This is a genomic window from Marivirga harenae, from assembly GCF_030534335.1.
GTDB classification, from domain to species: domain Bacteria; phylum Bacteroidota; class Bacteroidia; order Cytophagales; family Cyclobacteriaceae; genus Marivirga; species Marivirga harenae.
On the sequence record NZ_CP130565.1, the window covers coordinates 3,654,876 to 3,679,440 of the forward strand.

A 24,565-nucleotide genomic window follows, 5' to 3' on the forward strand; every position below is an offset into this window, starting at 1 on the left:
TTTATCACCTTAGTAACCTAAATATCTAAAACTTATGATGAAAAAAGCAATAATCACTATTACACTAAGTATTTTCCTTTTTCATGCTGATGTAGAAGCCCAGCTATTTGGTAAAAAGAAAAAGCAAGAAGAAAAAAGTAAAACAGAAAAGCCAAAAGGCGATTTCAAGAATTACACAGACATCATTAAAGGTGATGTCAAGTCAGATGATGGCTTATTTATGACGCATGAAATTGATGGAAAGCTTTACTATGAAATCCCTTTTGATAAACTGGAAAAGGATTTACTTTTAGTCAGTCGAATAGTAAAACTGCCCGATAATTTTGGTGGTGGATATATCAATGCAGGATCTAAAGTAAATGAGCAGGTTGTCCGCTGGTATAAAAGAGATAAAAGCATTGACTTGAAAGTTATAAGTTTTCAAAATGAAAGCGATGAAGAATCTCCTATTTACAAATCAGTTGAAGCCAATAATTTCTTTCCGATTTTGTACAGCAGTAAAATAGAAGCCTTAAATCCTGATTCAACCGCTTATTTGGTAGATGTCACTAGCCTTTTCACTGATGAGGTTAGCGCAATTAATGCCATGCCGGATAGACTTAGAAAATCTTATCAAGTAAAAAGACTGGATAAAAGTCGTTCATATATTGCCTCAGCAAAATCATTTCCAGAAAATATTGAAGTACAGCATTTAATGACGTATGACGCAGGCGATCCTCCAGGTAGGGATCAAGCCGGTACGATAAGCATGCTATTGAATCAATCTATGATATTGCTGCCTGAAGATAAAATGCAACCAAGACTAGCAGATGATCGGGTAGGCTGGTTTACTATCCAAAAATATGACTATAATTCCGATAAGCTGAAATCTGATGACTACGAATTGATCAGAAGATGGAGATTGGTACCAAAAGACATTGAGGCCTATAAAAGAGGAGAATTAGTAGAGCCTGTAAAACCAATTGTGTATTATTTGGATCCTGCCACTCCTGAAAAATGGAGACCTTATTTCATTCAGGGTATTGAAGATTGGAACGTTGCCTTTGAAGCAGCTGGATTTAAAAATGCGATTATAGCAAAAGAGGCTCCCTCGAAAGAAGAAGATCCAGAATTCAGTCCGGAAGATATACGCTATTCTGTAGTGAGATATGTTGCAACCACTACTAGAAACGCGGTCGGACCTTCTGTATCAGATCCACGGACAGGTGAAATCATTGAAAGTGATATCATTTGGTATCATAATCATTTACGGTCATACAGAAATCGATACATGATTGAAGCCGGTGCTCAAAAGGAATCTGCAAGAACCTTGGAAACTCCAGAATCCGAAATTGGCGAGATGATGCGAATGGTGATTGCTCACGAGGTGGGACATGCTTTGGGATTACCTCATAATATGAAAGCAAGTTCAGCCTACCCTACCGACTCATTGAGATCTGCCACCTTTACTCAGGAATATGGCCTTACTCCTTCTATCATGGACTATGCTAGAGTGAATTACGTAGCACAGCCGGAAGATCAAGGTGTGCGCTATATCAGAATGATGGGACCATATGATAAGTATTCTGTAAACTGGGGATATAGATATATTCCTGCAGCCAATAGCAAAGAAGATGAAAAACCTATTCTAGATGAATGGATCCTAGATAAGGCTGGTAACCCTTGGTATGAATTCGGAAGTGGTTACGGAGTTGCCGACCCAAGAGCAAACAGGGAAAGCTTAGGAGCCGACCATGTAAAAGCAAGTGAATACGGCCTGGCTAATTTGAAAAAAGTGGTACCTAATTTGGTGGCTTGGACCTCTGAAGATGGTAAAGATTACAGTGAATTAGCAGAAGTATATAGAGAATTAGGTTATATGTGGAGCGGATATATTCGACATGTCACTGCCAACGTAGGGGGTGTATACGAAACTCGAAAAACTTCTAATCAAGAAGGCGTAGTATATCAGCATGTTCCTAAAAGCATTCAAAAACAAGCAGTACAATTCTTAAATGACCACGCCTTTACCAATCACGATTGGCTGTTGAATCGCGAAGTATTAAATAGAATCGAGGACGATGGCGCAATTGAAAGAGTAAAATCTTTACAAAGTAGAAGTTTAGCGAGTTTGTTGGACGAAGACCGATTGATCAGAATGGTAGAAAATGAAAGTTTTAATGGTTCGGAGGCCTATAGCATCCTGAACATGTTAGACGACCTAAGAACTGGAATTTTCTCAGAACTTTATAAAAGTCAGGCAGTAGATGCATACAGGAGAAACTTGCAACGAGCCTACGTGGAGTTAGCTTCTTCAAAAATTGCAGAATTGGAAGCTGAGGAAAAGAGAAACGATGATGTGATTATTTCGGATATAATACCAGTAATGAGAGCTGAACTGGAGCAGTTGCAAGCAGATATCAGTAGCAGAAGATATAGGACTTCAGATAAAATGAGCAGAATTCATTGGAATGACTTATTAGCTAGAATTAATAAATCACTGGAAAACCAATAAAAAATAAATTAAAAAGCCCGCTGAAAATTATTTCAACGGGCTTTTTGTTTAAATAAGACCAGACTAGTCACATTCTGTGTCATTCACGAAAACATGCAGTGCCATTTCGTCCCACTCTTTATCTGATTTCTCTAAACTATTCAGTTTTTCACAATCAGAAAACAACATATCAAAATCTTCTTTTTTATATTTTCCTTTTTCTACCATGTATGTCTTTCCATCTATTGCAACAACATATTTTTTGGCATTTCCTCCTACTACAGTCATGCCCCCTATCCCAGCTGAAGCAGTTTTTTTTCCCGGATAATCGTACACCTTAATTTTGTTATCAAAACCGGGATTCAACAATTGAGATAGCATAAATTTATCCTTCTTCCCTGGCCATTTTACTGTATGATAGTAAATATATTCACGATCTACAGCTTCATCAAAATCAGCTGTTGCCATTTTTTGTAAACTGGAAGTTTGCTCAGCATAGGTAGCTAATTTACCCCATCCGTCCATTTTGATTCTTAAAGACTTAACTTCTTCCGCTTTAAACCTAGTTACATCACCTGTTTCTGCATCTTTTATTCTGAAGCTTTTAAGACCTTTACCGCTAAAAAATGCCGTACGAATATCCCCCTCTATCATCTTCCCATCTGTGGTTTCTACCATAGCATCCCCAGTTAAAGTACTGACAGGAGTTAGAAACTGTTGAGCTTGTGTCGTACTAATAGCAAAGCTTAAGACCATTGCACAAATTAAAAGTTTTAGTCCTCTGGTTTTCATAGTTTTAGATTTTGTTAAACATATTGAAAGTTATATAATTAATATGCTTTTACCAATATTATATTTACTTTTTTTAATTTTAAAATCTACAAATATATCCGGAAAATGTATAAAAATGGCACTCTAAACTACGGTCAGATGACTTTATTACTAATGCCCTTAGCAGCATTAAAATAAAATGATTTCAACTTCCGATTTCATGTTGAAGAAAGCAATATTAAATAAAGCCTCATGCTAAACACAATTCTTTTTACCGCTCTAAACTTAGCTTTCGCCTTTCAAACAAGCTTAATTTTACTTTAATTTGCATCAAAGTTTTAAAGATGGCATTAAAAACATTCGTTAAAATATCTGAAGTCAATAATTTGAGTGACGCGCGTTACTGTGCAGGAATGACTGTTAATCTGATGGGGTTCAACCTCAACAAGGACAGTGATTACTTTGTCTCTCCTGAGAATTTTATGGAGCTTACAGGCTGGGTATCGGGACTTGAATTTGTAGGTGAATTCGGGCATTCTACGGAAGAAGCCATCAAGTCTATTATTGATGAATATGAAATTCATTATTTGCAAACAGATAATCCAGCCATTCTCCCCCTATTCCCAGACCGAAAGAAAATATTGAGATTCGATATGGACAAAATTTCGGATGCAGCAGAAGTAAAGCAAACAATGGAACAAACCGCCAATCAGGTTGAATTTTTCCTTTTCGAATCTGATAACGGTATTGTTTATAAAGACAATGTATTGGATCAAGTATTAGATTTAGCAAAAAGTTTCAGAGTTGTTCTTGGCTTTAATATCACTGACGCTAATGTCATGAATTATGTCAATAATACTTCAATCACTGGAATATCTTTGAAAGGTGGTGATGAAATCCGACCTGGATACAAAGATTTTGATGAATTAGCTGATATCTTAGAAACACTAGAGATAGATGATACATTAGAATAGCCTCCTTATTGAGCAAAAAAAAGATCTAATGCCTGCGCCAAATGCAAGGGAGCAGAGGAACGCATCTTGATGCTTATATCTCTCGTGATCAACGGAAGGGCCTGAAATTATAGTCAAAAAAAAGAGCCCTTTCGGGGCTCTCTTAAAAACATTTGAGATTTTAATCCTCGATTACAATATTGTAAAAATGATTGCTAAAAGATGTACTGAAATCATCATTATATCTCTGTACATAGATTGTATAAGTTTCAACAGGAAGATCATTAGGTATTACTAACTCAACCAAAGAATCTGAGATTCGATCTGCTGTTTTCGTTTTTGTGGAAGTCCAGCCGTCCATAAAACCAATTATTACTGAACCAGATCCTGCTCCAAAGTTCTTACCATTAATAACTAATTTTTGTCCTTTCTTCACAATTAGGCTTTCCACTCCGGCAATTATTGGATCAGTAGTAGTATTTGCCTCTACATTAATGGTATTAGTGGCTGATACTTCTGCCCCATTAGTTTCTACAGCAATAGTGTAATCACCAGTTTCAAGTAATGGAGGAAGTACTGCATATATCCTACTACTGTTCTCTTCTTTGATATAGGCCTCATTTTTCACATTGTCTTTGATAAAAGAGACTTTGTTTTCTCCATCGATGAAGTTTATGCCATTGATTCTAACTATTATATTATCATCGGAATTAGAAGTAGTAAAATCAGAAATAGAAGGTGGCGGTGGCAAAATATCTACTTCACCCAAAACGAATTCCTCGTTTCTAATATAGACTTCCAAAGAATAAGTACCTACCTCAAAACTGACATTATTCGGTACAGTAAATGAGAAGCTTGTCTCACTCTCTGTCTCTAGGGATGGGCTTGAACTGAAGCCTTCACGTACAAATGTTACACTAATGTCGCTAAAATTCTGCCCCGAAATGGTAATTAGTTCTCCTTTACGAAAAGTTGAAGAGCTTAAATCATCGAAGACCGGATCCGGTGCTTCTTCTAATTCAACCGTAACTTCGTAAACTTGAGTACTTCCATCTTCGGCTGTAACTGTATAATCCACCGAACCGAAAGAGAAATCTTGTGCAGAATTATTCTCAGGCGAAACTGTTGCTCCTTCTGAAATTTCTATAGTCGGTACTAAAGCCGTTAAATCGCTGGTATTCCAGGGAAGCGTAAGCGAAACAGTTTTCGAATCTTCATCGATAGTTCCATTTACTACAGGTGTAAATTCCTCTAAGTCAAAACTTACCATTGCATTTCCAGTGCGTAGTTCGTATCTGATTGAAACCGTATAATTCACTTCAGTGCTATCTTCAGCCACTACAGTGTAAATTACATCTTCTGAAAAGTCCACTTCCGTTTCAGAAGCTGGAGTTACGCTTGCTAAATCTGAAATAATGATAGTAGGCTTTAATTTAGTGATATCATAATCTCTTGAAATAACAGCCGTGATCATCTTGTTTTCTTCATCGATACTAGCTGCTAATTCAGTTTCAAATCCTTTGAACCCAAAAGTTTCTATTTTTGCATTGGTGTTCTTTAGTACATTTACTGTAACAGTGTATTCAACTGATGTGCCATTCTCAGCTGTTACAGTATAAATAACAGGATTAGTAAAATCTTGTGATGTCCCTGATGCAGGTGATACAGTTGCATTCTCTGAAACAGAAATACTTGGACTTAATGTAGTAAGATCAGCACCACTCGGCACATCTATTTCGATAGTAAGGTTTTCTACATCAATACTTCCAGTCACTTCCGGACTAATTGATGAAATACTAAATTCTGTAATTTTGTTTAATGGACTTTTGGCTTCTTCATCTTCTGTACATTGGATAAATAAAAAAGCAATGGCAGAGAATAACCAAATTCTCCTTAATAGGGATTTTGTCATAATTATATAATCTTATAGTTTAATAAATAATGCGCAAATGTAATACAGCATTTAAAATTCTAAGAAGATATCTCATAATTATACCACCTAAACCGAAATGTTTATATTAAACTGAGAAAAGTTAAAAACAGATCAAAATAGCTTGAAAGCAGCATATCTCCAATTAAATGAATTGATTGTCAGCTTTATAGGTTTGAAACTGTTTTGTCATGAACTAACTTTGCATAAAAACCAGTAATTGAATTCATATACCCATAATGTACAATCCATAACATAATGTGAACTAAAAGAAAATACCAAGATAAAGTCAATTACAAGTCCCCGATTTCAACATATGCAAATTGCAATAATCGAATCAGGATAAACTAAAAGATTTGAAAATATTGGTCTTGAATTTATAGTTGAATTAACAATTTACTTAAAAAATAGTACTTCTTTATTACTAATTAGTACTCAGTGACGCTTTGAGTTGATGAATATTGATTAAAAATTACTTCAACTCTCCTATTTAATTTTCTTTGCTCAGGATCACCGTTATCTGCAATAGGGTTCGATTCTCCTTTAGCTATAATTTTGATATCACGGTCATTACATCCCTCTTTCAGCAACCATTTTTTAACATTTATAGCCCTTTTTTTAGCCAAATACTGGTTATAAGCCGAATCACCAATGTTACAGGTATAGCCAATTAATTCAATGGTGCCGATGTTTCGTCCACTAAGTCTATCTCTAAGCTTTGTTAGTACTTCTTGATTAGCTGAAACCTGATCCTCATCAAAACCAAAAACTATTTTATATTGATCTTGCTGCGCTTTTCTGACCCTTACCTCTAGTATATTTTTCGTATTATTCAAACCAGAATTGCTTAACATAGGAGACGAGCTTTCAGAGACCCATTTCAAATTATTTATCTTAAATTCGATTCGACTATTGATATCAAATTGAGCATTGACATGTTTTTTATAATCATCATTACTAAGTTCAGAGCTCCCTTTAGGGGTCAAAACAAATTGATCTGGATGAAATCCTTCGTCAACATAAAATTCCTTAATTTTAGCCAATCTTTCCTTTGACAGGGTAAAGTTTTTTAGACTGTCGTCAAAATCGTGTGCATGACCTACTAATTCTAGTTGAAGACTATCATAACGCTTAAATACTTCCAACAATCTGACCAATTCAAAATAACTAGCAGGAAAGAACTCAGCAGTATTTTTTAAGAATTGAATGTTATGACTTGTCGTTCTAGCTCCTTCCCTTATGGGAGTGGTATGAATGTCAGCAGTTTCTTCCAAATACTCTTTTTGATCCGTTAAATCAATATAATGACTTTCACTAATGTGTCCACTCTTATTTACATAAAAGAAATAAGATCCGCCAGAAGGTAAAATGGCATTAAAATGAGTCGCTTCATATTCGATATTAACTTCTGATTCACTAGCATTAGTAGTTAAGAAATTAACATGATAGTCTAAACTGTCATCATCTTCCTGATCAGCTAAGAACTCACCCTTTAATAAAACAACAGGATCAGGTCTAAATTGATAAGGAATTGTAATTGAAAAAATATCACGACTTCCATCCCTGCCACCATTGGAACTTACATAGTAACCAATTGAACCATTAGCAGGAATTGTATAATAGGCCTCAAATTCTTTTGTATTAACGTCAGGACCTAAATTCTGAGGTTTAGACCAATTGGTCCAAGTAGAATCAAGACGTCTAGTGTAAAATATGTCTGCACTACCATAATTTTCATGACCCATGGAGGCAAAAAACAAAGTCTTGTTATCCACAGCAAGAAAAGGAGAGAACTCTGGATACTTAGTATTGATTTGATCACCTAAATTAATAGGAGTTTTCCAGATACCATCTGCACCCTTTTTGCTTACATATAGATCCTGATCACCAAAGCAATCGTCACGTTCTACAGCAATTAACAATTCTTGTCCATTACTGCTAAAGAAATAATCAATGTATTCACTGTGATTGTGAAAATCATCGATCGGGACTACTTCTGGGGAACTCCATTCCCCATTTACAGAATGACTAATAGATACACCCTCTTTTGAATTCTCACTATTATAAGCGTTCAACAAAAATAGACTTTCCCCTGTCGGAGAAATAGAAACTACTCCATTAGAACCCTCGTTGTTTAAAGGAAAACCAGCATTAAATGCTTTTTCCCAACCCCTATCGCCATATATACTAACATAAATATCCTGATCATCAAGGATCCCATTTACATTATCTGGTGCATTTTGTCGAGCAAAATACAGGGTCTTTCCATCAACAGAAATCATTGGTTTCGTTTCTGTATACTTACTGTTAATTGAATCAGAAAGATTATTTTTGATAATCTCCTGTCCAGCAGAGGGGAAATAAAAAAGGAATATCAGAGTGGTTGAAACGGTCCATAATATTAAGCTTTTCATCTCTTGATATTAAAGTTGATAAAAATAAAGCATGTCATTAAACCATAACATTAAGCAAATATATATAAATTATTGATAAACAGGTAATAATGATAACAAATTATCTATTTTTGATATAAAATCGAGATAAATCACATAAAAATACCTCTATTTAAAGACTAATTAATACAAATCTAACTTGAAAAAATATACCTAAGAGAAATATATAAAACACAGAAATTCAGTATCAAAAGCTACGCTAATTACATGGTTTACAGACGCCCTTGTGGAGAATTCATTTCGTACTCGTAGTCTAAATAATGTAAAACTGTAAAGTAATTTCAGGACGAGACAGCTTGGATTGGGCATCCTCGTTACAAACGAGAACGAGCTGGCCTTACAAACCAATGCTCAGTAAAAACTGTGTCATAGCATAATTACTTTGAGGGAGCAATTTAAGCTGCTAAGATAATTAAATCGGAAAGCTCCAATGAACAGAATACCCAAAGTTAGGTATTGTTAACTGATACAAAAGCAGATAATTTGCGATTATTAGTTATATTCCAAAAAAAACAAATTGACATGAATTACAAAAGCACTACAATCGTATTATTTTTAGCTTTAGTAGCTATGGTCATTTTTCATTTCTATTTTGAAGATAATGAAATTAAGCAAACGGAAAGTATGGAGAAAGCACCAAAACTAATGGAAGAGAAAGCAACTTCTGCTAATAACAAAGAAATTAAGGAGTATTTCTCTAAAATGCTCGCCAATGGAGTTGATTCGACTACAGGAAAATTTATTTCACAATCAAAAGCGAAAGCCAAATTGGATACTATGCTAGCTTACAGGAGAAATAATCCAGGAAAACCAGGTATTCAAAACGCTTACGGCTACATATTCGGACTTGAGAAAATGAGAGGATTAATCCAAAGAATTGATGACATCAACAAGGAACAAGATTCAGTGCAATTAACTGGTATCAGAGTTTACAGAACCATCTCAGAAGTGAAAGAACAAAAGTACTTTGATGTATTCATGATTGCTGTTACTAAAGATAATAAAGACTACCCCAACCTAAATAATCCGGATTTGCCAAAATTAAGAATATCTGAGGATAGAGATCCAATTTTAAATTATTCAAACCCCTGCCCAACAGAGTGTAATTAAATATGGAAATATTTTACAAAATTCAATCTAATCTTTCTATCTATTCACCTATACTTTTTATAGTATTTCTATTTTTTAGGCGTAAAGACCACTTTTTAAGAACAGATAAAATTTTAATACTTATAGTTTTTTCTTCCTTCTTAACTGACCTATTCTCTACGTATTTTGTTGACCGGAATTATGTCTATTTATTTATCTATTCAATATTAGATACTGTGCTTTTGCTTTTACTATTTAATAGTCTTTTAAGTAAGAGCAATAAACTCATTATCCTTTTACTCACTGTTTTCTTTTCAACACTAGCTATTGAATTCTTATACAAAGATCCTATTTATGAATTCTTTAGTTTCACACTTACTGTAAAGTGCTTGATTTTCATTATTTTATCTCTTCTGTATTTTTACCAAATCTATACGAAGGAAGAAGATATCTTTAGAAGTAAAGCACCTGAGTTTTGGTATAATGTAGGGATTCTGATTTATTTTTCATTAGCTTTTTTCCCGTTCTTTCTATCAACAGAGATAATGTCTGGTCTATTTGACTATTCTTTATGGTTTGTGCATAACATAGGTAATGTTTCAAAGAATATAATTTTTGCGCTTGGACTATGGATGGTTCAAAAGAGATAATTTTCTTGACATTGGCAATTGGAGCCTCCGGCATGCTTACCTTGGCAGTAGGAATCATTCTCTTTGTATTCTTCTATCAAAGGAAGTTATTAAAGCGTAAAATAGCCTATCAAAAAGTAGAAGATTTACTAAATGAGCAGGAGTTGAAAAATGCATATTCACTTTTGGAGGGACAGGAAAAAGAACGTCAAAGAATTTCTAAGGAGCTGCATGATAATTTAGGAAGCTTGCTGGTAACGGCTAATTTATCAATTGATGCTTTGCCAAAGGAACAGCTGGATACTAATACTCGCGAAAAAATTGGTAAAATTGATTCTTTGATTCAAAAAGCTGCAAATGAAACCCGAAAGATTTCACATAGCTTAGATTCCGGACTTCTTAAACATTTCGGATTGAAAGCCTCACTAATCGATTTGGCTGCAACTCTTGATGAGCTAACGCATTTAAAAACACATTTTGACATCCAATTAAAAGGCACATTTTCAAATGAAATCAATACAGAACTTTATAGAATAATTCAAGAATTAATTAACAACACCTTGAAACATGCCCAGGCCAAGAATATTCGCTTAGAAGTGTTAGAGTTGAAGGACAAATATATTAATATCATATATGAAGACGATGGCCTTGGTTTTGACTTAAATGAAAGTGGAAAAGTAAAGGGCATTGGTCTACAAAATATTGACAACAGAGTTAGCAAATTATATGGTAAAATAACCCTCGATTCAGCTCGAGAAAAAGGAATTACTGTAATTATAGAAATACCGGTCAATGAATAAAATTAAAATCATATTGGCGGATGACCATCAAATGATCCTTGATGGTTTGTCTGAAGTTTTAAGAAAGCATCAAGATTTAGAATTAATTGGTCAGTTCCCAAATGGTAAGGAAGTGATTGAATTTGTTAAATCAAACAAAGTGGATGTGGCCATAATGGATATTAATATGCCTGAATTGGATGGAATCAGTTGTGCAAAACTACTAAAGCAAGACTTTCCTGAAATCAAGATCATTATGTTGACGATGTATGCTCAAAAATCTTTTATAGATGAAATCATTAAATTAGGAATTGAAGGTTGTTTACTGAAAAATAATTCGGGAAAGGAATTACATGACGCCATATTGAGAGTCCAGAGTGGCAAATACTATTATGATAAAATTAAAGATTTCACTGATCCTACCGAAGAAATCGCATCCTATAAATTGGGAGAAAGAGAAATAGAAATTATTAAATTATTGGCAGAGGGTTTGGGAACAAATGAAATTGCCACAAAACTGTATATTTCTACACACACGGTTAGTACCCATAGAAAGAATATTTTACATAAAACAGGAGTTAACAATACCACTCAATTGGTTCAATTTGCATACGAAAACCATCTAATTTAAGCTTTAACTAGCATGCATTCGAATAAATCCACAGCTTAAGGGGCCTTATCTAATATTTCCCAAGTGTGATCAGCTAATAATTTAACTGTGGCCAAGTAACTCATTTGAGTATTGCTCCTTCCCCACTCGTTAGGCGCAACTAAAGACAAGATATCCTTTTTGTCTGGACCTTCATACATATAGTAAACATGATTGATCAGTGGCTCAAAATTAATTTTGGCTAGATAAATCCTTTCTGATATTTCCACTCGACTTTGTAGATCATTAGCTTGTTTGGCCAATAATTGCATCTGTTCGTACAGTTGACTCATTTGTCTGTCAGTCTGTTCATGCATAGCTGAAACGGCACGTCCTTTTATTTTCCCTCTGTCAGTGGGTTTAATGATCGCACTACCTGAATGATGAGGGAAGTCTAATGTACCCGGTTTATCGGTGGTACCTTCCTTCATCTTCTCTAAATCAATTTTATCTACATCTATTTTTTTCCCTGACTCGCTCATTTCACTATCCTATTATCTTCTGATTTCAATTTCCATTGGATTTTGTTGCTCAACACTATCTTTAACGGATTTGTTTTTTTCAGTTTCAGCACCAGGTCTTCCTTTAGGAAATTTAGTCTTTGTAGACATGTCATAGACCACATAAAAGACAATCAACATAAAGATAACGGCAACTAAAAGAAATACTCTAGACTTTTTCATTTTGCATACAATTCATTTTTACTATATCAAATTAAAAGAAATCAAGTTAGCACCAGACCAGTTAGGTTTCCTTGATTTATTTACTAAATTTCGGAATCAACGAATTCAATCTTTTCAAAAGCTAACTGATTTCGAGACTGCTGCACATCACTCCTCCTCATCTTCCATAAATCCAAAAAGAGAAAACCGTTCCTTCAACTGTAATTCTTTCATAAAGTTATAATAAACGGTAATTCCAGATTGTAAAACATCTAGACTAATTCGTTCATTTACGCTATGGATACTATTGATATCCTCCTCCGTTACCACTGCTGGAATTAGCCCATAAGAGGGAATACCGTAGGATCGAAATAAGCTATTGTCACTGGTCGCAGGAAATAAAAATGGAATTGTTTCCGCTTCAGGATAGCTTATGGCTACCGCATCTTCCAAGGCCTTGTAATACCTATTCAATCTTGAAGGCTGAGCCTCGGGACTTTCAGATATAACCGATACGGTAATATTATCATTGTCTAATTTTCTCTCAATATATCGAATAAAACTCTTGCTAGATGTTCCAGGAACTAATCTACAATCTAAAACGGCAGTAGCTGAAGTACTGATCTGGTTGGGAGGGCCAGGCGGATTATAGATATTAGTAACGGTCACTGTATTAGTCAATAATGAAGAAAGAAAAGGTTCGCGTTCAATTTGCTTTCTCACAAATGGCGCAAGAATCGACCAATTAATATTCCGAATAAAAAATCCTCTAATACCACCTTCCGCTCTTCCTAATCTTCTGAACATTCTTCTAGTGCTAGCATTGAAAAGCAATAAAGCTTTACGGTTGGTGATATTATTTAAACTGTTGATCAACTGAATATTAGCATAATCTGTTGTAGGTGCCGCTCCATGTCCAGCAGAATTGCTGATAATTTTAAGCTGGAGCCATAGACTTTGTTTTTCGGCTATTGAAACTCCAAAAACCACTTTCTCGGGTTTATTCTGCAAAACATTTTGATATCCTGCACCACCTTCTCCAAGAACTGCAACTGCATTGAGCTCATCTTCAAAATTCTCCATAAGATATCGAGCGCCCTTATCTCCGCCTGTTTCTTCAGCTGACACAAATAAAACCGTAATATTGAAAGGTAAATCAGCTGTATCGTAATCTTGTTGAAATGCTTGCAAGGCTTTTAATTGCATGACACCTAAACCTTTAGCATCTAAAGCTCCCCTACCATGAATATATTCTCCATCAAAATAGCCACTATAAGGATCATGTTCCCAAATATCTAAATCCTCTGCAGGAACGACATCAATATGACTTTGCAAAATAACATTGGGTTTACCACTGCCTAAAGGATAAAGCGATGCAGCTAAATTATAATTATCTGAAGAACTTGAAAACACCCGAAGATTTAGATCGGTTGTTAAAATATAATCTTCAATAAAGATAGCCGCTTCCTTTTCATTACCTGAAACACTTTCTCTTTGAATATATGCTGATAGCAAATCAATAGACTGATTCAAAGAAATCGATTCGGGCGGTTCAACGGAATCACCTGGATTTTGAGCTAAAGCTGAAGTAGAAAAAAGAACAACAAATAGCGCAAAAAATCTTATCATATTTTTAAGTAATTTTATCTTCAATCCATAAGTAAGATACACTCATTAGAAACATTACGAAAAACCATATTGTTACGGATTTCCGATTATAAGTTAAGGTTTTCTTCTGAGTAAGTGAATTGTCAAAATTAAGATATTTTAAGTAATCATAATTGTAATTGTACAAGAATTCTGAATGACTTGTCAGCGTCTCGGAATGGACATAAAAAGGAATAGATTCTTGATAATTATTTAATTGAACAAAATGCCATCCTACCTCTTTGGGATAGAACATAAAATGTTGTCTTTCGGGAAAAAAATAATCATTTTTTGAGGATAGTGAAATTGTATCTGCTTTTGCAGTAATGATCTGTATTTCATCTACATTCATTGTGTTCCAAAGTCTTAAAAAGAAGGGCTGATACTGAACAGGCCATTTGGTTTTATCATAAAAGACCTCATTAGATTCTCTGATTAATTCATCGAAGACAGGTAACCATAGTTGCTCATACTCTTCATCTTTACCTGATAATTTCATTTGAAAACTATTTTGAAAATTAATCACACCAAATATCATTTTATGATCAACTTTTCTAAAAATAGCATTTTCAGCCACTTCATTTAAAGCTCTCAAATTATTGAATTGCAAATATTTATAATTATTTGATTCTAGAAAATTATCACTGGTACTAAAGATTTTAGTAGGTATAGATCGGCCTAATCCAAGTTCAATTTTGCTATTTGGGTTGGTTCTAAAAATTAAACTTCCTCTATTATCGGCTAACTTGCCTAAAAACAGTTGTTGATTACTCGGATTTAATTTTTCCCACGCTTTTGCATCCGCAAATAAAACTTTCAAATCATTAGCAACACCTCTATCTATTTTCAGAGAATCATGCCAGTTTAAAAAGGTAGATTTAAATTTCCCCCTTGAAATTTGCGACTTCTGATAAACAGAATGTTCTTTTGATTTTAAATATTCTGCAAAGAATTTCCACTCAAAATCAGGAACTGCTGAAAGTATTTGTATTACGTAGTTTTCACGCTTCTTTACTTTTACAGCAAAATGATAATCAGAATCATCAGTTGAGATCTTGACTAAAACAAAGCCTGCTGCCTTAGGAAGATGGGATAAAATAATGCTTGATTTATTTCCAATAGGTTTTGAAATCGAATCAAGATCAATAAACGCAGAGATCGTAATTTCCCTATTTTCAAGATTCTCAATTTTAATCTGTAGACTATCACCCAGTGCTATGGCTTTAGGGTAATTAAGTTGAATCCCCTTTTGCACGTTAATATCTTGACGAACTCGATAATAGTCAGGATTTAGATGTGGAATATATCCATAAATATAAGCGGTGTCCACTTGGAATTCTAAGTCCTCAATGGATACTAATCTATCATTTTCGACCTTTCTGAAATGTGAATTTCCTTGCTGCTTTAGAGTAGTTAATTCAAAACTCTGTCTTAAAGAATCAATAGTTTCCGTAGGAATTTCCTGACTTACAATTAGAGTTGACCTTAGGCTCTTTTCAGTTAATACAAAAGGTGATAAATAGATGACATATAAGGAAATAAGCGTAAGCAATACAGCTATTGCCCTTAATACAGTTCTAGGTTTCTGTTTGCGAAACTCCCCGTAAACACCTATAACCCACAGACCAATAAGCACAGCTAGATGCCACATCGCGAACGAATTTTCAAAATCTATATTTTTCAAAACATCATTCATTCTCTAATTCATAATATGTGCTGTGCAATGAACTTTCTATACTGCTAGACTGTCTTCCTGCTTCCAGCTCTTTTAAGTTCAAGACATCTTCCATCAAGTTTAGTACAGCACGCAAAGCCGCCTTTGATTCACTGTACTGAAACTTTTTGACGGCAGCCAAAAGACTTCCGTAGCGAACAGGTTCAGAAGTTATTTTTATTACTAATTTATCTGTGAAAACACTGGCAACATCTCTAGCCCCTGATAAATCTTCTTGTTGATATGCTTTATTCATTAGACTGTAGGTCTCAAATAGATATTTGTCAAAAAGCTTTTCTCCTCTTTCCCTCTGAGTGGTTTCCGCATTTATTTTGTCTAGTTCACCAGTCAATCGCTTTTTCTCTTCATCAATTGGAGGTGGTTCAAAACCCATTCTTTCCACATAAATTCTTGAAGCTCGCTTCACTTCCTTGATCAACTTTAAAGCGTTGTATTCAAACGGCAGTGCTTCACTTGGTTTATAGGTTCTTAAAAACAATTCAGCTTCCCACATATTGGCCAATGCCTCTTTTAGTTTTACTTTTACATTAGCATCAAGGAAGGTTGATAATTCCGAATCATCATGTGCATGCACGTAGGCTTCTAATTCTGGTGTTTCATTGAATATTGGGTTAGAAAAATTCCCTTCCGATTCGTGCTCATGCCCCTCGTGAACATCTTCATTATGATTTTCCTCATCTTCATCAGTTAATTCTCCATGATTGTGACCCGAATGGTCGATTTCACCCAAACCACCAGTGGATTCAAACTCTTCTCCTAAAAACACCCCATATCTCAATCGCAATAGCTTTTGGTCTGCACCGATATTATTACTTCTTTTTTCAAATTCCTCAAGACTGATTTGGTTTTTATCTGCCAAAAGTGCTTCGGTTTCAATGATGATTTGTCGCTGGCTTTTGAAATACTCGGCCTCATTGGTAAGGGCAAAACCTTCATATTCTACCAATTCCTGTTCGCTCGTATCGGCAACAGATAAAAAATAAACATCTGTTCTGCCTGTGTTGGCTCTAGGTTCTTTATTATCTTTCGCTGAAAAATAAAAATAGAGCTCGTCACCAGGTTCCAGGGAAAATGTATCCAACGGTAAGCTGATGTTCTTTTGTTGTTCTCTGACCTTTGTTGAAATACCACTAAGCGATTGCTTCATCTCCGTAAATCTTACCGCCTCCCCTTCGCCTCTACTTAAAGTCATAATAATATCAGAAGAAACGATCCCGTAATCATCTTCAAGTTTCAAATCAAGCTCAAAACCCTTTTGTAAATCTTTATACCCAATTTCGTGTCTATTGTCCTTCAGATTTGTCGACAAAACAGGTGGATTATCTCGTATTATTTCCAAAACCACGGGCTGCATTGATATTATACTGTCTTTTTGCTCGTACTCAATTTGGAAAATAGATGGTTGAATTACAGTAAAGGTTTTCGATTCTTTAGACTTCAGGTTGAAGTTGTATTGATTTTGCCATAACAAATCAAAATGTATATTTCCGTTATTTTTAAAAACCAGACGACTACCTTCCGGTATTTTTTGATCCTTTTGCCACTGAAAATCTTTTAAGCCAGTATATTTTGGAGGATAAACGAAAATTTTAAACCCAAATTCCAATCTAGTCTTTTCTGCTGTACTGTCCTGAATTAAAACTGCATCCTTTGTATGCGATACATTACGATTTTTGACCTGTGGGTCAATTTGAATGATAAATGACAAGAGATAAAATAATATACTAAATATTAATAACAGAGAAACATTCTTTAATGCCAAGGGAAACTTAATATGTTGACTGGACGGAAATTGCTTAAATACTTTTTCTTGTTGGAGCTTGTCCAATGCATTTAAGTCATTTTTAAAGAAAAGAGATAAACTGTATTCAAATTCCTCATACTCTTGATGGAGGAATGCAAGTAGTTTTTCACTGGTCCACAATAATTTTGGATTCCAAATAATCAATAAAGCTAAAACCGAGCTTGTATAAACAACCCAAAAAGCGAAAGGAATTTTGATATTGAAAATATTTCCTAAAGCCAACAATAATACAATTGAGGATGCTAAAGGAAGTCCCACTATTAAGGCGCGTCTCAGATTAAATCGCCATTTATACTGGTTCCAATATTTTGAGAATCCCTTATGCATTTCTTTTCCTGAAGCTTAAAACTCTTTCTAATGCGATTAAGAAAACAATTATTATAAGCAGCTCATTGTCAAATATTTTGGCTTCTTGTACCGACTCTTCATTTGCAGTAGATCTTTCATAGATTTCTTTAAATGAAGAATATTGATAATTTGGCTCGACTATTTGAGCAATAAATTCTGTAACCACGGACAAAAACAAATCCTCTTGAAGGGAATTATTAACCCATTCTTTACTTAGGTACAAATTAGTATAACTATGCTTCTTATGAAGGTGATAATCACCTGATATACTGTCACTCAATATCACTTGATTGGCTTCCAGCTTCTGCCTTGAATTAGCAAAAATCAAATGAGCTTTTGACTTATCAGATTTCCTGAAATTAACTTTCCCACTTGTATATAATGTATTTGCTTTCAATACTTTGTCGAACTTTTTTTCCGCAGCTAGCGGAAGCTTATCAAAATGGATAAGTAAAGTATCCTGGCTCTTAAACCCTTCAAATGTTGTAACAGGATTATCCGCTGAAATAAATTCTACATTGAAATTTAATTTGGGTATAGCTCCAGTGAAATCAGTATTCTTAAAATTATTAATATACACTAGCGAATCAATTTCTGGATTTTCTTGTGCAATCCGTTCCAGAAAATACCAATGATTTCCAGTGTCATGATTTGGAGAGGTGTTTAAAACCATAAGATCTTTATTATCTGCAAAGGCCTGAGGAACTTCAATTCCTTCCCCCAGCAATAAAGCTTTTTGTTTTTCCACTTCTTCCAATGTGAACCACCTTGCTAAAAGCATCACAAGCAATACCAAAATCAAAAGTCGCAATAATAGCAAAGGAAGTTCCGAGAATTGAATTCTTTTGGATTGTAAGGTGCTACTTTCCTTTAAAAAGCGGATACTTCCAAAAGCAATTTCCCTTGTTTTATTCTTGCTCCATAAATGGATGATAATAGGAATTATCAAAGCAGTTAAGCCCCAGAGCGCTATGGGATTAAGCCAATTCACGCCCGAGATTGATTAAATTGATTTAGCATTCGAAAAGTTGCTTTCTGAATATCATCGCTGCCAGTTATTTGCCAATATGTAATACTATTTTTTGAGCAAAGGTCTTTTATTCCTTTTTTCCAAGCAGAAAGTTTTCTTTGATAGTCCTGCAATCCCTCTTGCGTATTAACCTGAACACTACCCTGCCCTTCCAAATCCTTAAATGTGAAATACTTCCCTTCGAATTCCAGCTTTTCTTCATTTTCGAATAGTAGATGGATCAACATCACTTGATCTGAGGCAATAGCCCAATTTTTCAGTAAATCTTGTAACTCTTCAGCGTCCGTATACCCATCGGTAAAGATAAATACTGTGCTTTTATTTCGAATTTCTCGGGTGGGATTCAAATCTCGGATATTGCTTTCTTCACGGGTTTGAATTTGAATCATTCTATAAAGAAAAGTGTCAAAGTCTTTTGGGGGATTTTCTTGATTGAAAATATAGTATTTATCGTGTTGATTATCGGCTAAAAAAGCCAGAGCGGCTATTATAGTTCGAGCCCAATTAAATTTACTTGTATTTTGCATTTCAAAGTTCATAGATAAACTTCTATCTAAAACGAATATGAAATCATGTTGCTTTTCCATTTCCGCCTCTTTTATCATATAGTGGTCGGTGCGGGCATAATATTTCCAATCCAGTTGCTTCAGTGAATCACCAGGGACATAATTCCTATATTCCTTAAATTCGATTCCAAATCCGGTCTTCGGACTTTGATGCATTCCAATCATCACCCCTTCAATATGATGTTTAATATACAATTGAAGAGCCTTGAGTGCTTCAAAGTCGGGCATTTGAAATATATCATTTAAGGAACGCATCAACTCTATATCTCCTTTAGTAAGTGAGGAATTAAGTCTTCAACTGTGAATTTTTCGGTTTTCGCTACAAAGTTTAAAACGACTCTATGGCGTAAAACAGCCAAGGAAACAGCTTTGATATCCTCAGGCACAACCGATAAGCGTCCAGCTAAGAATGCATGAGCCTTTGAAGCCAAGACAATCGACTGACCTGCTCGCGGACCTGCCCCCCAATCCACATACTGTTTTACTAATTGATTTCCCGAATTTTGTGGCCGAGTAGAACGGACTAATTGACTAATTTTTACTAATAATTCTTTATCAATATGAATATCCCTAACCCAACTTCTGGCTTTTAGAATTTCCTCAGCAGTAAGGCTTGGGTTAAGTTCATTTTTCTTATTTCCAGTGGTGAGTTCTAGAATATCAACTTCTTCTTGCTCTGCAGGATATTTCACTACGGTATAAAACAGAAACCGATCTAACTGTGCTTCAGGCAGTGGATAAGTCCCTGATTGCTCCAAGGGATTTTGGGTAGCCAAAAGAAAGAATGGTTTTGGTAACTCATAAGTCTTACCAGCATAGGTCACCTCGCGCTCCTGCATGGCTTCTAGCAGTGCAGATTGTGTTTTTGGTGGCGTTCTATTGATTTCATCGGCCAGCAATATGTTAGTGAAAATTGGCCCTTTATTAAATTGAAAAAAGCGCTTTCCAGTACTACGGTCTTCCTCCAGAACCTCCATTCCAATAATGTCCGAGGGCATCAAATCCGGTGTGAACTGCACTCTATGAAAATCCAGTTGCAAAACCTTTGCTAAAGAACGAACCAGAAGGGTTTTTCCCAATCCGGGAACTCCTTCTAACAAAATATGACCATCTGCCAATAGTGCCATAAAAACCTCACTGACAACATTTTCTTGTCCAATGATGGCTTTAGAGAGCTCCTTGCGTGCTTCCTTAAACTTCGTAACTGTATTTTGTATATCTTCCATCGCTATTTAATGTCACTCTGATAGGGCCTGAGACTAGCTTTTACCGCTGCAATCCCAACTTTCATCCCTTGGGATTCAATGATCCGTTTAAACTTGATTATGGTCTTATTCAATTCAATTGAAAATCGCATACATTACAATATTCACCCCAAACTTGGTATTATCTTCAGCCAACCATCGTTTGTTTCTGAAATCATAGTCCCATTCGCATCCATAATCTTTATTGCTATATAACACTCGTATTTTACCATCGATTTCAATCGCTTTTAAGTAATCATGGACAATGTCATCACCCCAGCCATTTAGTTCTTGCGAAGTGGTAGGTGGGCCATCTTCAAATTCAAAAAAACTGAAATAAATGGGGTGATTATCGGGTATTTTCGCAAGTACTTCTTCCCCGTAAATTTCATCCATTTGGCTTTCAAATGATTTAGCAAAAAGCCCATCTATGTCGTGATTGCAATCATCAACAAAAATGAATCCTCCATTATCAATGTATTTAGTGAAATTTTCCTTTTCAGCTTGTGTAAACTGCACCAGTTTATGGCCACTTAAATAGCAAAACGGGCATTCAAATATTTCCTCACTGCTTAAGGCTACCACCCTTTCTGTGGTATCCACTGGCATATTGGTATATTCAATTAGTGAATTTAATAGGTTGCTTGGCATCCTTTGATCCACGTTCCAGTCTCCCGATTCATATTGCAAGCGTGTGAAGAAAAATTTATTCATTTCACGAGTTTACGGCAAAAAACAAATGAGAACAATGAATTTGTTGGTATTTATATAAATGGTCAGAAAGCGTAATTATTGGAAAGAACAATATGAAAATAGAAACCGGGAGTGGAGCTTCAAACTTAATTTTGAATTAATATTTTCCCTTGAGCATATTGTTCTCCTTCTTCACTAATTCTGTAAAAATACATCCCCTCTTCAAATGAACTCAAATCAAGAAAATTACGGTCATTCGGAATAGGGAAAGAAATAATTTCTAAACCCTGCAAATTATAAAAGGTAATGACTGCATCGGTCTTGGGTTCTTTAGCAAATACTTTTAAATCATCTTCAGTCCATATTGGATTGGGATATAGAATGAATTCTTCATCTTTAACAAAATAAGTAGATTGTATTTCACTTACTACACTTTCTCCGTTATCAAGATTTACTATTACTCTAGATTCATTAAAACCATTGATCGGCTGTTCTTCTAAAAATTCCAGCTTAAAGGAATTGGGATTAAGTTCAATTAATAAGTCCCAGTTATTTTCCAGAGCGTTCATCTTTTGAATTTGAATATCCTTAATTCCTACCAAAGATGATAATTGGATGTTGTGGAAAATACCTTCTCCCTGAACAGCTTCAACAAAATAGGATTGTAAAAAGCAATTTGAAGCTTGCAGATTATAGTCAATCGCTTCGCCTTGAATTAAGGGCTTATCATCCTTGAATGCTTGAACCTTTAAAAATGAGCTCTTTAAATCTGATTTACTAACGGTAATACTAGTGTCCATAGTGCTCACAAGTAACCTCATTTCATTTTCTTGCAAGTTGAAAAGCGTATAATAATCTACGCCCTCTATTGATTTCCAATAAAAAGACAGAGAATCTGTGCAATTAAAGCCCACATTTAATCTTAGTGGTGCTGAGATAGAAAAAGTGTCGCTTAAGTACTGGGAACCCTCAACTTCCATTTTCAATTGTGCAAAATCATTTACCATTTCAGGATCCCATCTGAAATTCTCTGTTTGAAGAGATACGTTTTCTGCAATTGCCCTCCAACTCTCTTCAGAGACTAATTTGAAATACAAATCTCCTTTTTGCCCTTTAGAATAACTACTTTCCCACCTTAAATGCGAAACAGTTTCTCCATTATAGGGTATATTATCCTTAAAGGTAGGGCTGGTCCAGCTAAATTCATTTTCAATTTCCCAGTCATACACGATTGAATAATTTTGACGAGAATTCAATGGAATTTCAGTGCTAATTACAATTTCAAGTGTATCAGATTCAACATTTTCTATATATACCTGCTCTACATTATTTAAATGATCCACACCTTTTGATGCAGCCGCACTTAGAGATTCAATATTGGGAGTAGTAGACAACACCCAAGGTAAAAACTTCTGATCCTTTTGGTTTCTGACGTGCAAATTCAAATCATTCACTAAGGCAATTTCGTCATTTGGATTTGCTGGCGGATCTGTCCAAACTAATGTGGCTCTAAAATTAATTGCATTTTCCGGAATGGCTATCTTGTATTTGCTTTGTTCACTTGCTATAAGATCGTCCTCAAGAAAATGGCCATTTTCTAGTTGCAAGAGTGCCTCGTGTGCATTTAAACTGCCATATCCAGTTTTATGATCTGGTCCTAATACACCAATATCGTCAGCTCCATTGATCAAAATAGCCTTTGTTAAAGCTGCTGGCATTTCAGAATTAAATTTTTGGCGATAGGATTGTTGTAGCAAAACGCTTACTCCACTTACATAAGCGGCAGCATTTGAAGTTCCAGTCATACTGTATGCAACCAATTCGGGTTTTATTCTACCATCAAATGCAGGGCCATTACTATTGAGCACAATCGTGTTCATTGTTGTATCTACAGCACCTATTGTTAGAACGTTTTTAGCAAGTTTAAAATTACCAGTAATATTCGCATAACCTGTAAGGTTTTGATACTTACCATGATCGGCACTTTCTAAACCTGAATTTCCAGCTGAAAATATATGAAGGATTTGCGGAGCATCATAAACTTGCTTGTCGTAAAGCGAAGCGCCTATGCCATAAAAAGACTCTATCTCTGTTCCATAAGAATGATTTTGTGTCTGGATATCATTATCTACAAAATATTGAATCGGGTCGGGAATAATAGACTCATTTGAGCTCGAGGTATGAAAAGACTTGGGTGCGACACCAAAACCATTTAAAGAAGAATTCCCATTTCCAGAAATTATGGTGGCCATTTCCAAAGCATGATTATCAAGAACAGTGCTTTCGAAACCCGTGTTTATATATCGACCCCTTACATCAATATTATTAACCTCATATAATGGCTCTTTTAAACTGACTAACTCTTCTGCTCCATTAAGATTAGGAAAATAGGCATGAATTGTATTAATCTTATTTGGGTGCAAATTGAGATCTAAGACATTTACTTCACTTTCAGCCTTAGCAGCCACTTTCTCAATGTAAGTAATAGCTATATTATTTATAATTTTATCAGCACCTACGCTATCAACAGAGAGCTTGAAGAGGCCATCTTGCAATTCAATAGTACTTAACATAGATTGCATTCTAGTAAAATCTAGGTACTTTGACTCATCTCTTACCGAAACTAAATAATCCCCATTCAAAATTGATTTAGTATTAATCTTATTTTTGTTTGGTGTTTTCCAAAAATCATCTATATTGTGAAAAGGTTGTATATCTTCTGATTTAAACAGTATTGAGTTCGCATGAGGATCCAAATACACTATATATGAGCCAGTTAAATACCTCTTAATGACTTCTAAACTGCTCGATGAATCTAAAGTAGAAGCCAAATATGTAGTATCGCTAACCAAATAATAATTTCCTTCAATTATATTATTTGGTGATTTTATCGCATAACTCTCAGGTTCATAAAATAAGACACTTTCATTTTCTTGAGCTATTGATTGGACCCCTTCAAAAAGGCAAAAATATAATATTATTGATCTTGGTCGTATACAAGATTTCAATAAATGGGAGAATAAATTGCAATAATTCATAGGGTCTTAGCTGTATTATATTGTCTTTTTTTAATTTTAAATATTATTTTACAAATATTTTCAAAATTTATC

The 24,565-nt window shown here is 34.9% G+C and carries 18 protein-coding genes; 5 read left to right on the top strand and 13 right to left on the bottom strand.

Annotated elements, in window-relative coordinates; all coding sequences use genetic code 11:
- The first annotated feature begins 34 nt into the window (after positions 1 to 34).
- A complete protein-coding gene (locus Q3Y49_RS15530; protein ID WP_303269417.1) occupies positions 35 to 2,494 on the top strand; it encodes a zinc-dependent metalloprotease in 2,460 nt (819 codons plus the stop codon).
- A 63-nt stretch (positions 2,495 to 2,557) separates the two neighbouring features.
- Here Q3Y49_RS15530 and Q3Y49_RS15535 read toward each other — a convergent pair whose 3' ends face one another.
- Positions 2,558 to 3,265 (bottom strand): hypothetical protein, encoded by a 708-nt coding sequence (locus Q3Y49_RS15535; RefSeq protein ID WP_303269418.1) that lies wholly within the window; start codon positions 3,263 to 3,265, stop codon positions 2,558 to 2,560.
- A 323-nt stretch (positions 3,266 to 3,588) separates the two neighbouring features.
- Between Q3Y49_RS15535 and trpF the strand changes: the two genes are divergently transcribed.
- Positions 3,589 to 4,218: a phosphoribosylanthranilate isomerase gene (gene trpF, locus Q3Y49_RS15540; RefSeq protein ID WP_303269419.1), complete on the top strand. Its 630-nt coding sequence runs from the start codon at positions 3,589 to 3,591 to the stop codon at positions 4,216 to 4,218.
- 160 nt (positions 4,219 to 4,378) lie between these two features.
- On the opposite strand, the gene Q3Y49_RS15545 is transcribed toward trpF, so the two are convergent.
- A complete protein-coding gene (locus Q3Y49_RS15545; RefSeq protein ID WP_303269420.1) occupies positions 4,379 to 6,109 on the bottom strand; it encodes an SGBP N-terminal domain-containing protein in 1,731 nt (576 codons plus the stop codon).
- A 446-nt stretch (positions 6,110 to 6,555) separates the two neighbouring features.
- Positions 6,556 to 8,541, bottom strand: coding sequence for an OmpA family protein (locus Q3Y49_RS15550; protein ID WP_303269421.1), 1,986 nt, complete (start codon positions 8,539 to 8,541; stop codon positions 6,556 to 6,558).
- A 561-nt stretch (positions 8,542 to 9,102) separates the two neighbouring features.
- On the opposite strand from Q3Y49_RS15550, the gene Q3Y49_RS15555 reads away from it, so the two are divergent.
- The 3 genes from Q3Y49_RS15555 (at position 9,103) to Q3Y49_RS15565 (ending at position 11,708) form a co-directional block, all read left to right on the top strand.
- On the top strand, positions 9,103 to 9,690 hold the full coding sequence (locus tag Q3Y49_RS15555) for a hypothetical protein (RefSeq protein WP_303269422.1): 588 nt from the start codon (positions 9,103 to 9,105) through the stop codon (positions 9,688 to 9,690).
- 607 nt (positions 9,691 to 10,297) lie between these two features.
- Positions 10,298 to 11,098, top strand: coding sequence for a sensor histidine kinase (locus Q3Y49_RS15560; protein ID WP_303269423.1), 801 nt, complete (start codon positions 10,298 to 10,300; stop codon positions 11,096 to 11,098).
- Positions 11,091 to 11,708 (top strand): response regulator transcription factor, encoded by a 618-nt coding sequence (locus Q3Y49_RS15565; protein ID WP_303269424.1) that lies wholly within the window; start codon positions 11,091 to 11,093, stop codon positions 11,706 to 11,708. The genes Q3Y49_RS15560 and Q3Y49_RS15565 overlap by 8 nt, the downstream gene beginning before the upstream one ends.
- A gap of 35 nt (positions 11,709 to 11,743) precedes the next feature.
- On the opposite strand, the gene Q3Y49_RS15570 is transcribed toward Q3Y49_RS15565, so the two are convergent.
- From Q3Y49_RS15570 to Q3Y49_RS15615, 10 genes are all read right to left on the bottom strand, one after another.
- Entirely contained in the window at positions 11,744 to 12,208 is a 465-nt protein-coding gene (locus tag Q3Y49_RS15570) for a DUF2452 domain-containing protein (RefSeq protein ID WP_303269425.1), read from the bottom strand.
- A 12-nt stretch (positions 12,209 to 12,220) separates the two neighbouring features.
- Positions 12,221 to 12,409, bottom strand: a complete 189-nt coding sequence (locus Q3Y49_RS15575; protein WP_303269426.1) for a hypothetical protein — start codon at positions 12,407 to 12,409, stop codon at positions 12,221 to 12,223.
- A 147-nt stretch (positions 12,410 to 12,556) separates the two neighbouring features.
- Positions 12,557 to 14,017, bottom strand: coding sequence for a M20/M25/M40 family metallo-hydrolase (locus Q3Y49_RS15580; protein WP_303269427.1), 1,461 nt, complete (start codon positions 14,015 to 14,017; stop codon positions 12,557 to 12,559).
- A gap of 4 nt (positions 14,018 to 14,021) precedes the next feature.
- A complete protein-coding gene (locus tag Q3Y49_RS15585; protein ID WP_303269428.1) occupies positions 14,022 to 15,686 on the bottom strand; it encodes a hypothetical protein in 1,665 nt (554 codons plus the stop codon).
- Positions 15,687 to 15,723: 37 nt separating this feature from the next.
- Positions 15,724 to 17,901, bottom strand: a complete 2,178-nt coding sequence (locus Q3Y49_RS15590; RefSeq protein WP_303269429.1) for a hypothetical protein — start codon at positions 17,899 to 17,901, stop codon at positions 15,724 to 15,726.
- On the bottom strand, positions 17,894 to 18,913 hold the full coding sequence (locus Q3Y49_RS15595; RefSeq protein WP_303269430.1) for a BatA domain-containing protein: 1,020 nt from the start codon (positions 18,911 to 18,913) through the stop codon (positions 17,894 to 17,896). The genes Q3Y49_RS15590 and Q3Y49_RS15595 overlap by 8 nt, the downstream gene beginning before the upstream one ends.
- The gene (locus tag Q3Y49_RS15600; protein WP_303269431.1) at positions 18,910 to 19,746 is read right to left on the bottom strand and encodes a DUF58 domain-containing protein; all 837 of its coding nucleotides are present in this window, start codon (positions 19,744 to 19,746) and stop codon (positions 18,910 to 18,912) included. Before Q3Y49_RS15600 ends, Q3Y49_RS15595 begins: the two co-directional genes overlap by 4 nt.
- Positions 19,747 to 19,778: 32 nt before the next feature.
- Positions 19,779 to 20,744, bottom strand: coding sequence for an AAA family ATPase (locus tag Q3Y49_RS15605; protein ID WP_303269432.1), 966 nt, complete (start codon positions 20,742 to 20,744; stop codon positions 19,779 to 19,781).
- 114 nt (positions 20,745 to 20,858) lie between these two features.
- Positions 20,859 to 21,476, bottom strand: coding sequence for a DUF4159 domain-containing protein (locus Q3Y49_RS15610; protein ID WP_303269434.1), 618 nt, complete (start codon positions 21,474 to 21,476; stop codon positions 20,859 to 20,861).
- 125 nt (positions 21,477 to 21,601) lie between these two features.
- Entirely contained in the window at positions 21,602 to 24,463 is a 2,862-nt protein-coding gene (locus Q3Y49_RS15615; RefSeq protein ID WP_303269435.1) for a S8 family peptidase, read from the bottom strand.
- Positions 24,464 to 24,565: the final 102 nt, after the last annotated feature.